This is a genomic window from Lysobacter enzymogenes (assembly GCF_023617245.1).
In the GTDB taxonomy this organism is placed as follows: Bacteria; Pseudomonadota; Gammaproteobacteria; order Xanthomonadales; family Xanthomonadaceae; genus Lysobacter; species Lysobacter yananisis.
The window spans coordinates 3,565,701-3,578,012 of record NZ_CP067396.1 but is presented as its reverse complement, the minus strand read 5'-3'; the positions used below and the strand labels follow the sequence as shown (position 1 = coordinate 3,578,012).

The 12,312-nt window shown below is 70.8% G+C and carries 11 protein-coding genes; 5 read left to right on the top strand and 6 right to left on the bottom strand.

Going from position 1 to position 12,312, the window contains the following annotated elements; genetic code table 11:
- Window positions 1–17 precede the first annotated feature (17 nt).
- Entirely contained in the window at window positions 18–422 is a 405-nt protein-coding gene (locus JHW41_RS14685; RefSeq protein WP_250442898.1) for a hypothetical protein, read from the top strand.
- A gap of 374 nt (window positions 423–796) precedes the next feature.
- Here the strand turns inward: JHW41_RS14685 and greB are convergent, their stop codons facing one another.
- From greB to JHW41_RS14670, 3 genes are all read right to left on the bottom strand, one after another.
- Window positions 797–1,309 (bottom strand): transcription elongation factor GreB, encoded by a 513-nt coding sequence (gene greB / locus JHW41_RS14680; protein ID WP_078999996.1) that lies wholly within the window; start codon window positions 1,307–1,309, stop codon window positions 797–799.
- A gap of 207 nt (window positions 1,310–1,516) precedes the next feature.
- Window positions 1,517–2,011 carry a copper resistance protein NlpE gene (locus JHW41_RS14675; RefSeq protein ID WP_078999997.1) on the bottom strand — a complete coding sequence of 165 codons (495 nt, stop codon included), beginning with the start codon at window positions 2,009–2,011 and terminating at the stop codon, window positions 1,517–1,519.
- A gap of 123 nt (window positions 2,012–2,134) precedes the next feature.
- Window positions 2,135–3,670, bottom strand: coding sequence for a helicase HerA-like domain-containing protein (locus tag JHW41_RS14670; protein WP_250442896.1), 1,536 nt, complete (start codon window positions 3,668–3,670; stop codon window positions 2,135–2,137).
- A gap of 1,122 nt (window positions 3,671–4,792) precedes the next feature.
- Between JHW41_RS14670 and JHW41_RS14665 the strand changes: the two genes are divergently transcribed.
- The 4 genes from JHW41_RS14665 (at window position 4,793) to JHW41_RS14650 (ending at window position 9,372) form a co-directional block, all read left to right on the top strand.
- A complete protein-coding gene (locus JHW41_RS14665) occupies window positions 4,793–6,391 on the top strand; it encodes a transglycosylase SLT domain-containing protein (RefSeq protein ID WP_250442893.1) in 1,599 nt (532 codons plus the stop codon).
- Window positions 6,392–6,404: 13 nt separating this feature from the next.
- Window positions 6,405–7,625 (top strand): M50 family metallopeptidase, encoded by a 1,221-nt coding sequence (locus JHW41_RS14660; protein WP_250442891.1) that lies wholly within the window; start codon window positions 6,405–6,407, stop codon window positions 7,623–7,625.
- Entirely contained in the window at window positions 7,622–8,296 is a 675-nt protein-coding gene (locus tag JHW41_RS14655) for a lysoplasmalogenase (protein WP_250442888.1), read from the top strand. Before JHW41_RS14660 ends, JHW41_RS14655 begins: the two co-directional genes overlap by 4 nt.
- Window positions 8,297–8,709: 413 nt before the next feature.
- Window positions 8,710–9,372, top strand: a complete 663-nt coding sequence (locus tag JHW41_RS14650) for a hypothetical protein (protein ID WP_057947305.1) — start codon at window positions 8,710–8,712, stop codon at window positions 9,370–9,372.
- Window positions 9,373–9,499: 127 nt separating this feature from the next.
- Here JHW41_RS14650 and JHW41_RS14645 read toward each other — a convergent pair whose 3' ends face one another.
- The 3 genes from JHW41_RS14645 to JHW41_RS14635 all read right to left on the bottom strand — a co-directional run bounded on the left by JHW41_RS14645 (window position 9,500) and on the right by JHW41_RS14635 (window position 12,140).
- On the bottom strand, window positions 9,500–10,525 hold the full coding sequence (locus JHW41_RS14645; RefSeq protein WP_250442885.1) for a hypothetical protein: 1,026 nt from the start codon (window positions 10,523–10,525) through the stop codon (window positions 9,500–9,502).
- Between the two features lie 125 nt (window positions 10,526–10,650).
- Entirely contained in the window at window positions 10,651–11,499 is an 849-nt protein-coding gene (gene asd, locus JHW41_RS14640; RefSeq protein ID WP_250442882.1) for an archaetidylserine decarboxylase, read from the bottom strand.
- Window positions 11,496–12,140: an SCO family protein gene (locus JHW41_RS14635; protein WP_057947308.1), complete on the bottom strand. Its 645-nt coding sequence runs from the start codon at window positions 12,138–12,140 to the stop codon at window positions 11,496–11,498. The genes asd and JHW41_RS14635 overlap by 4 nt, the downstream gene beginning before the upstream one ends.
- Between the last annotated feature and the right edge of the window lie 172 nt (window positions 12,141–12,312).

Genomic DNA, 12,312 nt, shown 5'->3' with positions numbered 1-12,312 from the left:
ACCACAGGAGAACGACCATGGCCATCGCCGCCCATCCCCGACCCGCCCAGTTCCTGCGCCGCGTGGTGCAGGCCGATCTGCTCGTCTCCGGCGCCGCCGGCGTGTTGCAGCTGGCGGCCGCCGAACCGCTGGCGCGCGCGACCGCGATCGACGCCGACTGGCTGCGCGGCGCCGGCCTGGTGCTGATGGGCTGGATCGCCTTCCTCGGCTGGACCCTGACCCGGCGCGCGATCGCCGCGCCGCTGGCGTGGACGCTGATCGGCTTCAACGTCGCCTGGGTCGCCGCGTCGTTGCTGGTGTGGTTGCAGGGCGCGATCGCGCCGAACCCGCTCGGCGTGGCCTTCGTGCTCGCGCAGGCGGCGGTGGTGGCGGTGTTCGCCGAACTGCAGTATTTCGGCCTGCGCCGGCAGCAGCGCGGCTGAGGCGGCGATGCGCTCGATCCGGACGAGCCCGGGCGCGCGCGCCGCTTCGCCGGTCGCGGCGCCGGTCGCGCCGCGCAACCTGCCGGCGCGCTGCGCCTGGTGTCCGGATCTGATCGGCTGCCGGGTGCCGGCGCCCGTCGCGGGGGTGGTCGGGACGCCGCGCTGCGATACGCGCGGCGGGCCTCGGATCGTCGCGGTGTAAGCCGTTCCCGCTGCGGTGAACGCGGCCGAAGCCCCTGTAGGAGCGGCGCGAGCCGCGACCGCGACAACGCAACCGCGCCGAAGCTTGCGTCGTAGCCGTGTTGTCGCGGCTCGCGCCGCTCCTACCGTCGTGCCGCGCGACTGCGCGGGCGATGACGCGAACCGGGCGCCTTTCAGCCGGCAGGCGGGGCGTACGAGACCTCGACGATGGCGAAACGCGCCGGCCCCGCCGGCAGCACCGCCTCGAACTCGTCGTCGACGCGACGCTTGAGCATGGCCCGCGCCAGGGGCGAATCGATGCTGATATGGCCGAGCCTGGCATCGGTCTCGTCCGGCCCGACGATGCGGTAGCGCGCCAGCTCGCCGCTGGCGACGTCCTCGACCTCGACCCAGGCGCCGAAGAACACCGATTGCGGATCGCTCGGCGTGGATTCGATCACCCGCAACAGCGGCAGGCGCTTGCTCAGGTAGCGCACGCGCCGGTCGATCTCGGCCAACTGCTTCTTGCGGTAGGTGTATTCCGCGTTCTCGGAGCGGTCGCCCTCGGCAGCGGCGGCGGCCAGCGCCTTGACCACCTCGGGGCGGCGCACCCGCCACAGTTCGTCGAGCTCATGTTTCAGGCGCGCGTGGCCCTCGCGGGTGATCAGCGCGGTGCTGTGTTCGGCGGGCGGGCGCCAACGGCCCATGATGGCGGTACTCGCGACAGCGGGGCCGACGTTATCGCAGAGGCCGCGGCGCGGTTCAAGCAAATCGAGGTGAAGATCGGTTTACCCCCTGTAGGAGCGGCGCGAGCCGCGACTGCGATAACCCAACTGCGGCGCAAGTTTCGGCGCAGTCGAGGCGTCGCGGTCGCGGCTCGCGCCGCTCCTACAGGGAGATGCGACGCCGCGCGGTTACGGCGCGCGCTTGAGGCTGTAGTTGAGCTGCGACTCGATCGGCTTGCCCTCGGTGTCGAGCATGCGTATCTCGTCCTTGGACGCGATTTCGAACAGACGGTCGTCGTCGCTCTTGCTGTTCGGGTCCAGGCGCACGCGCTTGCCGTTCTCTTCCGCGGTCCAGGTGCCGTCGCCCTTGAAGTTGCCGTCCTTCTTGCCCTGGTAGCTCTCGCTGAGGGCGTAGCTGCCGTCGGCCTTGAGTTCGAGCTTGGTGTCGATACCGCTGCAGTCGGCGCAGGGCAGGGTGCCGCTGAAAGTGCCGGCGAAGGCGGCGGCGTCGAACGCGGCCGGGGCGGCGTCGGCGGCGGGGGCCGGCGCGGGTTCGGCGGGCGCGGCCGGTTCGGCGGCCTTGGGCGTTTCGGCCGGCGCGGCGGCGGGCGTCTCGCCGGGTTTGTTGCAGGCGCTCAACGCGAGCGCGGCGAGGCAGGCGAGGGCGAGCAGTTTGCGATTCACATGAAGCTCCTGTGCTGGGTACGGGTTTGAAAGCGAGGAGTGAGCGTAGAGGAGCGAGGAGCGAGCGAAAGCGAGCCTTTTCTCACTCCTCGCTCCTCCACGCTCACTCCTGGCTCGTGCTCGTCAGCGCTTGCCGCCGAAAATGCCGCCGAGCAGGCCGCGCAGGATCTGCCGGCCGACTTGGGTGCCGACGGTGCGCGCGGTCTGCTTGGCCATGGTCTCGACCATGCCCTGGCGGCGCTTGGTGCCGAACACCGCGTCCTTGACCGCCTGGCCGAAGCCGCCTTCCTCTTGGTCGTCCTGCTCGCGGGTCTTGGCCGGCGGCGCCTTGGCCTGCTCGGCCGCGGTTTCGGCGCGCTTGGCCAGCATCTCGGCGGCCGATTCGCGGTTGACCTGGGTGTCGTACTTGCCGCCGATCGGGCTGCCGGCGCGGACCTGGGCGCGCTCGGCCTCGGTGATCGCGCCCATGCGGCAGCGCGGCGGCGCCACCAGGGTGCGTTCGACCGGCATCGGCACGCCCTTGTCCTGCAGTGTCGAGACCAGGGCCTCGCCCGTGCCGAGCTTGGAAATGGCCTCGGCCACGTTCAGCGCCGGATTCGGCACGAAGGTTTCCGCGGCGGTGCGCACGGCTTTCTGATCGCGCGGCGTGAACGCGCGCAGCGCGTGCTGCACGCGGTTGCCGAGTTGGCCGAGGATGTTGTCGGGGATGTCGTCGGGGAACTGCGAGCAGAAGTACACGCCCACGCCCTTGGAGCGGATGATCCGCACCACCTGCTCGACGCGTTGCTGCAGCGCCGCGGGGGCGTCGTCGAACAGCAGGTGGGCCTCGTCGAACACGAACACCAGCTTGGGCCGGTCCAGGTCGCCGACTTCGGGCAGTTGCTCGAACAGCTCCGACAGCAGCCACAGCAGGAAGCTCGAATACAGGCGCGGCTTGAGGATCAGCGAATCGGCGGCGAGCACGTTGACCACGCCGTGGCCGTTGGGGGTGGTGCGCATCAGGTCGGCCAGCTCCAGCGCCGGCTCGCCGAAGAAATGATCGCCGCCGTCCTGCTCCAGGCGCAGCAGCGAGCGCTGGATCGCGCCGACCGACTGCGCGCTGACCAGGCCGTAGCTGGTGGAGATGTCCTTGCGCTCGTCGGCGACCAGGCCGAGCAGGGCGCGCAGGTCGGCCAGGTCGAGCAGCAGCAGGCCGCGGTCGTCGGCGAGCTTGAACACGATGTCGAGCACGCCGGACTGGGTGTCGTTGAGTTCGAGGATGCGCGCCAGCAGGGTCGGGCCCATCTCGCTGACGGTGGTGCGCACCGGGTGGCCGAGCTTGCCGAACAGGTCCCAGAACACCACCGGATTGGCCTGCGGGGCCCAGTCGGCGACGCCGATCTCGCCCAGCCGCGCCTGCAGCTTGTCGTTGCCGGCACCGGCGACCGCGAGGCCGGCGACGTCGCCCTTCACGTCGGCCAGGAACACCGGCACGCCTTGGCGCGAGAAGCCTTCGGCCAGGGTCATCAGGGTCACCGTCTTGCCGGTGCCGGTAGCGCCGGCGACCAGCCCGTGGCGGTTGCCGAGCTTGGTGTGCAGGAACACCTGCCCGCTGTCGGGCGTGGTCACGGCCTTGCCGATCAGGATGTCGTTCTGGGTATCGCCGGGGGTCGGGGCCATGTCCGTTTCCGTGGTTCGGGGGAATGCTTGGGGAAAACGCGAAGGCCGATTCTAGCGGCTGGCGTGTGGGGTTCGTGAAGCGGGGCGGGGAGGCATGCCGCGCGCGTTGTCGCTCGCGCAGTTTTTGATTGGGCCGGTTTCGGATCCGGATCCGGCGACGGAAACGGCGCGGGCTGCAGCGAATCAACGCAGTCGCGTCGTAATCCCAGATACCCCGTCGTTCCGGCGAAAGCCGGAATCCATTTTGATCTTGCCTGTGCCGTTGCCTGTGCTCGCCCCAAGCCCGAAGCCGTAGTTCCGCAGCCCCGGAGGGCGTGCGCATGGATGCGCACGAGCGGCGCAAGCCGCGACCGCGCCATCGCGGCGATTGCGAAAGTTTCATCGTAGTTGAGTCGGCGCGGTCGCGGCTCGCGCCGCTCCTACAGTCGGATACGCACCCTCATAACCGTCATTCCGGCGAAAGCCGGAACCCATGTTGACGTTGCTGCTGCTTCCGCCGTTACCGATGCGTCGCGCGACGACAAGCCACCATCCAAAGCTTTCGTCCGCAAGCGGCCGAGCTACTTTCTTTTGTCAGCGCGACAAAAGAAAGTAGCCAAAGAAAAACGCTTGTTTAAGGTCACAAGCCACTAAGTCCAGCACCTTGCGCGGGGATGCGCCGTAAGGGGCATCCTGCCCCTACGGCGCACGCGCGCATCCATGCGCGCGCCCTCCGGGTCTGCGGGGCGGGGGCTTCGCGTGGGGTTGCGTCAAAGCGCAAGGGCAACGGCGGTATCAACGGCAACGGCTGCGACGGAATGGATTCGGCTTTGATTGCGATGACGGGGCAACGGGCGCCAACGCCCGCGAAGCGCGGCAGCCGGGATTTCGGCGAAGCATGGCCGGATGAGACGCCGCGGTCGCGCGCGTGCCCGATTCGTATGAACTTCGGCCTGCCGGCCCAGTCCAATCCGCTTCATCCCGCGGCCCGCGGCGCAAGCGCCGCCCGCCGCCGGCCCGGTCGGGAAAACCCGCTTGTGGTCACGGTCCTTGCCGGGCCCGGACCCGCGCCGTTACCCTGACCCCCCGCAAAAAGGACCTGCTGCACGCCTCATGCCCGCATATTCACGTTCCGCCCGCGCCATGCGCGTCCCGGCAGGCTTCCGTGCGGCGGTCGCGCCGCTGGCCGCCGCGCTCGCGCTGTGCAGTCTCTCGCCGCAGGCCGCGGCGCTGTCCAAGCGCGACCAGGCCGCGGTCGACGCGCTGACCCAGCGCATGCAGTCGGCCGAAACCCGCTACCAGTCGGCCTTGGTCAAGATCCGCAACGCCGACCCGACCGGCCGCCAGGACAGCGACGCCGCGCTGGAGGACATGGAGGACGTGATCGCCGCCTGCCTCAAGCAGAAGGGCTGCGCGCCGACCACCATGCTGGCCGGCTACAAGCGCCTGCTCAAGGCCAACGCCGACTCGGTCGCCAACACCGACGAGGACGCCGAGGACGCCGGCCAGCTCGACAGCGACGGCCTCGCCGCCGACGTGCCCGAGGCCGCGCGCGCCGCGGCGCTGCTCAGCGACGACGGCCAGCGCTTCGTCAAGATGGTGCAGTACAACCCGGCGGTGCAGGCCGGCATCCGCCGCTGGCTGACCGACCTGCGCGGCCCGCTGATGCAGAGCTACGACAACTATCAGTACATGCGCCAGCTGATGTGGCCGGAGTTCCAGCGCGCGGGCCTGCCCGAGGCGCTGCTGTTCGGGATCATGGCCAAGGAATCCAACGGCCGCGTGCACTCGACCTCGCGCGTCGGCGCCGCCGGCCCGCTGCAGTTCATGTTCGCCACCGGCAAGCGCTTCGGCCTCGGCGACGACGGCTCGGGCTTCGACACCCGCTACGACCCCAAGCAGTCCGCGCAGGCCGCGGCCGAGTACTTGAACGAGCGCCTGGGCCAGCTCAACAACTCCATCGAGATGTCGCTGGCCGCCTACAACGGCGGCGAGGGCCGCGCGCTGCGGATCAACAACGCCTCCGGCGGGCGCAACTTCTGGGACGAGTCGGTCTACAACCAGTTCCCGGCCGAGACCCGCGACTACGTGCCGATGGTGGTCGCCGCCGCGTGGCTGTTCCTGCACCCGCGCGAGTACGGGCTGAACTTCGCCAAGGTCGACAACAAGCTGGCCCAGCTGCGCCTGAGCAAGTCCAGCTCGATCTACGAGCTGACCATCTGCATGGGCGGCGCCGGCAGCCGCGACGGTTACATGCGCGCGCTGCGCAACCTCAATCCGCGCTACCAGGCCGACAGCTACCTGTCCGCCGGCACCACGCTCAACGCCACCACCCGCATGGTGAGCCTGTACAACCGCTGGTGCACCCAGGGCAAGCGCGCCGAACTCGCCCGTACCTTGGTCGCCAGCGATGCCAGCAGCGCGATCGTGCGCACCGGCCCGCTGACCGTGCTGCCGGCGCAGAGCGCGGGCGAGGACGGAACGCTCGCGTTCGCCGGAACCAGCGCCGCCGGCGTGCCGGTCACCGTCGCCACCGGCCGTCCCGCGCCGGCGCCGAAGGCCGAGCCGAAGAAGAAGGCGACGCCGAAGGACTACAAGATCCAGCGCGGCGACACCCTGACCGAGGTGGCCAAGAAGTTCTCCTGCGACACCCGCGCGCTGGCCAAGGCCAACGGGCTGAAGGCGCCGCGCTATGCGGTCAAGCCGGGCCAGCGGATCAAGCTGAGCGGTTGCGGCGACTGAGCGCAGCGAGGGCATGGACGCAGCGCAGCCCCACGACGAGGCGCCGCCGGCGGACGCTGCGGCGCCGGCGATGCGCGACCTGTCGCCGCGCGCGCAGCGCAATTGGGGGCGCGTCGCCCTGGCCTGGCAAACGCTGGGCTGGGTGCTGCTGGTACTGATCTTGCTGATGGTGGCGTCGCAGCTGAGCCATGGCATGGCGGCGGCGATCGTATTGGTGCTGGTGCCGGCCTATCTGAGCGCGATACTGGTGCATGAAAGCGGGCACTGGATCGCCGCGCGCCGCTGCGCGATGGCGGTGGCCAATGTCGGCATCGGCCCGTTGGAGTTGCAACCGCGCCGGCGCGGGTTGCGCGTACGCCTGCGCTCGCGGCGCGGGCAGCAACGCGATTACGGCGGTTGGGTGCTGGCCTATCCCGACCCGCGCCGCGATTTGCGCGGCGACGCGATCGCCTTGGCGTGGGGCGGCTGCGCCGCCAACCTGGCCGTCGCAGCCGTCTGCGCAGCGGTCGCGCTGCTGTGGCAGGACGCTTTCGGCCGGACGGTCGCGCTGTTGCTGGCGACGATGCACGGCCTCGTCGGCGCGCTGAACCTGTTGCCATATCCGGTCGGCGGACATTCGCCCAGCGACGGCCTGACCTTGTGGCGGCTGCGCCGCAACCGCTACGAAGATTTGCCCGGCGCCAGCGTCAAGCGGTTTTTCGGGCATCTGTCGATGGGGCTGGACCCGAACGACTTGCCGCCGGAACTGTTGCGGCGCATGGCCGCCGAGGACGAGCCGATGCCGTTGCTGCTGGATTGGCTGGCATTCGCCATCGCCCTGGACCGCAACGACGAAGCCGCCGCGGGCGCGCTGCGCCAGCGCTTGCGCGAGCGGGTGGAGGCGTGCCCGCAACCGCTGCGCGAGTCGCTGGCCGACCTGCTGGCCTTGTGCGAACTGCATTGGGCGTTCCACCGCGCCCTGTGGCATCGCGGCGGGGCGGCCGCGGCCGAACTGGAATTGCTCAACCCGCGCGCGCGCTGGCTGTGGCCGCTGCCGCACCTGGCTCCGCGCGTGCGCGCCTTGGCCGCCGCCCTGCGCGGCGATGCCGCTCGCGCGCGTCACTGGCTGGAGCGCTCGCGGCGTTATGCCGAGAACGACCCGACCCCGGGCCTGGCCGCGTACGAAGCGGGGTTGCGCGAGCGCGTCGCGGCCTTGATCGATACGCCGCCAAGGACAGGGAGCCAGGCCGCATGAGCGAACGCGGAATCGAGCAGGCGCGCGGCTGGGGCGCGGCCGTGGCGGTATCGGCTGCGCTGGCCATCGTCGGCGCCTATGCCGGCGGCGCGGCGATCTGGTTGCACTACGCGTTCAAGCCCGCGACCACTTTGCTGATCGCTGCGATGGTCTGGCGCCTGGGCGCCGCGGCCGACACGCGCTACCGCCGCGCGATCTTCGCCGGCCTGTTGCTGTCCACCGCCGGCGACGTCTTCCTGATGCTGCCCGGCGACTGGTTCGTGTTCGGCCTGGCCTCGTTCCTGTGCGCGCATGTGGCCTATCTGGTCGGCCTGTGCAAGCGCGCGCGGCCGTTCGCGGCGGCGTGGCCGTTCCTGGCCTACGCGATCCTGGCCGGCGCGGTGCTGGCGGTGCTGTGGCCGGACTTGCCGGGCGCGTTGCGCATTCCCGTGGTGGTCTACGTCGCGGTGCTTGCGGCGATGGCCGCGCAGGCCGCGGCGGTGTGGCGACGGCGCGCGGACGCGGCCGGCGTCGCGGCGGCGATCGGCGGCGCCTGTTTCGTGTTCTCGGATGCGACCCTCGCCATCGACCGCTTCGCCGCGCCGTTCGCCGCGGCGCAGGCGCTGGTGCTGGCGAGCTACTGGGCCGCGCAGTGGTGGATCGGGCGTTCGGCGACGCTGGCGCGGAGCTGATCGCGAGCGCGCGCTGGCGCAAAGCGTCAGTACGGCAGCGACCAGCGACAGGCGGCGCAACCTAACCTACCGTCATTCCCGCGAATGCGGGAATCCAGGGCCTCGCCGCGACATGACGCTGAAGTCTCTGGATTCCCGCCTTCGCGGGAATGACGATAGGTAGCCTGCGCGGAGCGCTCGCTCGGCGCGAGTGACGAATCGAATCTGCGCGAAGCGTGCTCGACGCGACCCGCGCCGAGCACGCTTCGCGGCTGGCATACTTGCCGCCCGCTTCCGCACAGGATGTGCGCCCCGACAAGGATCGTCGCAAGCCGCCTATCGCACCTCTCCTTTTTTCGCACCCGCACTGCAGGCCGCGCCAGCGCCGCGGCTGCGCGCCCTGTTTTTTCCATCGCGTCCCAAGGACCTCACGGATGACCGACACCCCCGCCTACGAAGTGCTCACCGCCGCCGCCGTCGAAACCGAATTCAAGGTCTCCGGCGGCATCGAATACCCCTACCGCGAGTTCGCCGGCGAGCAGGAGCAGCGCGTCTATCGCGGCGGCCTCAAGCTCGCCGGCGACTGGCGCAGCGAGCCGGGCGTGGACTGGAATCCCTACAACGTGATCGTCGACGGCGACCTGGAGATCGACGGGCAATTGCTCTGGAACGATTTCGGCGGCGGCTGCTACCTGCTGGTCACCGGCGACCTCAAGGCGCGCAACGTGGTGCTGCAGGGCTGCCCGAACGTGACCGTCCTGGGCCAACTGATCGTCGAAGGCGCGGTCGCCGGCCGCTACGGCGACGACGGCGGCGTGCTCAACGTCGGCGGCCGCACCCGCGCGGCGCTGGTGTTGGCGACCAGCTATTTCCGCATGTCGTTCGGGCCGGCGGTCGAGGCGGTGCTGATCGCCGCGCCGCTGGATGTCGATATGGACGTGGACTTCGAACCCGAGGACCTGCCGCGCCTGGTGCGGCCGGAGTTCCTCGACGAGGACGGCGAAGCCGACGAGGGCGCGATGTTCAAGGCGCTGGCGCAGGGCCTGCCGGTGTTGCGCGAGGATCTGCCGGCGGGCGCGCGCGCGGCCGCGGCCTGAGCGCGCGCGGCCGACGGACCCGGCCCGCGCCGTCTTCGGCGGCGGGTCCGGTCCGACCTCGTCGGTTGCTTACGCCGGGACGGCCGGCGGCGCCTTCAGGCGGCCGGCCTTTCAGACGGCAGAGCTTTCAGGCGGCGGGTCCGGCCGGCGTTTCGCCGGTCTTCTCCGCCGGAGCGGCCGGCTCGGGCGACGACAGCGCCTCGCGCGCCTTGCGCCACCAGCCGCCGGCGGCCTCGCCGGCCTGGCCGACGCCTTTTTGCAGCGATTCGCCCATCGGCTTGAGCGCCTGTTCGTCGGCGAGGCGGGTGGCCGCGCGCATCGCCTCGGGGCCGTGCGCCTTGACCGCGTCCCAGGCCAGGGTGGTCACCAGCCGCGGCATGAAGGCGAAGGAGTCGACGTCGCCGCCCTTGGCTTCGGCCTGGGCGATGAATCCGGCCAGTTCCTTGCGCACGCCGCCGGGCACGCTCGGGTCCTCGCTCAGGCGCTTGAGCGCGATCAGCGCGTCGCGGGTGCGGCCTTCCTGCACCGCCACGCCGGCGCCGGCGATCTTGCCCAGCCACGGCGCGCGCAGCATCTGGCCGAGCGCGTCGGCGTGGATCTGGACGCGGTCCCAGCGCTTCTCGCTGACCGCCAGGTAGCCCAGGCCCAGGTGCAGGGCCATCATCTGCCCGGCCGGGCCCTTGCTGAATTCGCCGTCGGTCTGGTTCTGCGCGGCCCAGACCCGTTCGCTCTCGGCCTGCGCCAGTTGCGGCCATTCCAGCCGCTGGAACGCGACCGAGCGCAGCGAGGCCGCGGCGAGGTCGTCGAAGGCGGCGCAGTCCTGCGCTTCGACGATGTCGGTTTCGGCCACCGCGATCGTGGTCTTGTCGGCGCCGAGCGCGGCATAGGCCAGCAGCAGGTGGGCGATGCACAGGTCGGCGGGGCCGAACTGCGGCAGTTCGGACGGCGCCACGCCGGCCTTGTCGCTGAACTGCGCGCCGAAACGATAGGCCTGCAGCGCCGCCGGCAGGCCGCTCTCGGAGACGCGGCGGTACTGGGTGTAGGCGAGGCCGTCGCGCAGGCCGGCGAGTTGTTCGGCTTCGGTCTTGGCGCCGCAGGCGGCCACGAGGAGGGCGAGTGCGGCAACAGCGAAGCAGCGTCCGGTGCGGGTCATGCGTATCCCCTCCGTGGGGCTTGATGGTCTAGCTGTAGGAGCGGCGCAAGCCGCGACCGCGAAACCACGCTTGCGTCGTATCTGCGCTATCGCGGTCGCGGCTTGCGCCGCTCCTACAGGGGCTTTCAGCGGGTACGACGGGCCAGCGGCTGGCCCAGGCGCACGGCGGTCTCGGCCTGCAGCGCGGCGTCCAGCGTCGCTACGCCGGGCGGCAGCAGCACGATCACGGTCGAGCCGTAATTGAACCGGGCCATTTCCTCGAAGCGCTTGAGGACGATGCCCTTGCCGCGGTAGTCCTTGGTGGTGACGCGGTCGCCGTAGGCGGGAATCTCGATCCCGCTCCACACCGTTTCCACGCCCGACACCAGCAGCGCGCCGACCATCACCAGCGCCATCGGCCCGAAGTCGGCATCGAAATGGCAGACCAGGCGCTCGTTGCGCGCGAACAGCCGCGGCACGTTGCGCACCGCGTCGGGGCCGACGCTGAAAAGCCGGCCGGGCACGTGCACGGTCTCGCGCAGGGTGCCGGTCCAGGGCATGTGCACGCGGTGGTAGTCGCGCGGCGACAGGTACACGGTGGCGTAGTCGCCGTCGCGGAACGGCGCGGCCGCGGCTTCGTCGCCGCCGAGCAGTTCCAACGCGGTGAACGAGCGGCCCTTGGCCTGGAAGATCTCGCCGGCGCGGATCGGCCCGCACTGGCTGATGCGGCCGTCGGCCGGCATCAGCAGGGTGCGCGCGTCGCCTTGCGCGCGGCGCGCGCCCGGCTTGAGCGCGCGGGTGAAGAAGGCGTTGAAGGTCGGATAGGCGCGCGGATCGGGATTGGCCGCCTCGCTGAGGTCGACGCCGAACTTCTCGGTCACCGTGTCGATCAGCCAGCGGCTCACCCGCGGGTCGGGCGAGTAGGCCAGGGTCCGCGCCAGGCCCGACAGGAAGCGGTGCGGCAGCGCATAGGTCAGGGTGGTGACGAGGCTCACGGCGAGGCCTCCGTCAGCGCGGCCATGTCGCGCGCGATCGCGTTGGGATCGAACGGCGGCCGCACCAGCCCGGCCATGCGCCCCTGCGGGTCGAGCACGGCCATGCTGGCGCTGTGGTCCATCGAATACTGGTTGGCCGGCGCGCCGGGCGGGGCCGGGACCTTGGCGAACACCATGCTCAGCGACTTGGCGAAGTTCTCCAGCGCCGGCACGTCGGCGGTCGCGGCCAGGGTGTCCTTGTGGAAGCCGTGGGCGTACTCGCCGATCTTGTCGGGACTGTCGCGCTCGGGATCGACCGAGACGAACAGCACCCGCGGGCGGGTCGATTCGGGGATCGCTTCCCAGGCCTTCTGCGCCACCGACATCTGCGCCAGGGTGGTCGGGCACACGTCCGGGCAGTGGGTGAAGCCGAGGAAGACCAGGGTCCAGTGGCCCTTGAGCTCGCCCGGGATCAGCGGGGTGCCGTCGGACTGGCGCAGCGAGAACGCGGGCAGGGTGCGCGGCGGGTCGAACAGGCGCACCGCCTGGGTCTGCGGCAGGTGCGAGCGCTTGGCGCTGCCGAAGTATTTCTGCGAGGCCCACAGGCCCAGCGCGGCGGCCAGCGCGGCCACCAGGACGATGGCGGTAGTGCGGTTGAACATGGCGGTTCCAGCGTGAATGCCCGGCCATGATACCGGGACCGGGGACCGGGGACCGGGGACCGGGGACCAGGAGCCAGCGTCGACTTCTTCGGCATCGGTTCCATCAACGTGCGCCTTTGCGCCGACGCCCGCTCCGGGTCCCCGGTCCCCGGTCCCGAACAAAAGCTATACT

Coding starts and splice junctions, on each gene's coding strand:
- JHW41_RS14685 (WP_250442898.1), top strand. CDS start 18: ATGGCCATCGCCGCCCATCCCCGACCCGCCCAGTTCCTGCGCCGCGTG.
- greB (WP_078999996.1), bottom strand. CDS start 1,309: ATGGGCCGTTGGCGCCCGCCCGCCGAACACAGCACCGCGCTGATCACC.
- JHW41_RS14670 (WP_250442896.1), bottom strand. CDS start 3,670: ATGGCCCCGACCCCCGGCGATACCCAGAACGACATCCTGATCGGCAAG.
- JHW41_RS14665 (WP_250442893.1), top strand. CDS start 4,793: ATGCGCGTCCCGGCAGGCTTCCGTGCGGCGGTCGCGCCGCTGGCCGCC.
- JHW41_RS14660 (WP_250442891.1), top strand. CDS start 6,405: ATGGACGCAGCGCAGCCCCACGACGAGGCGCCGCCGGCGGACGCTGCG.
- JHW41_RS14655 (WP_250442888.1), top strand. CDS start 7,622: ATGAGCGAACGCGGAATCGAGCAGGCGCGCGGCTGGGGCGCGGCCGTG.
- JHW41_RS14650 (WP_057947305.1), top strand. CDS start 8,710: ATGACCGACACCCCCGCCTACGAAGTGCTCACCGCCGCCGCCGTCGAA.
- JHW41_RS14645 (WP_250442885.1), bottom strand. CDS start 10,525: ATGACCCGCACCGGACGCTGCTTCGCTGTTGCCGCACTCGCCCTCCTC.
- JHW41_RS14635 (WP_057947308.1), bottom strand. CDS start 12,140: ATGTTCAACCGCACTACCGCCATCGTCCTGGTGGCCGCGCTGGCCGCC.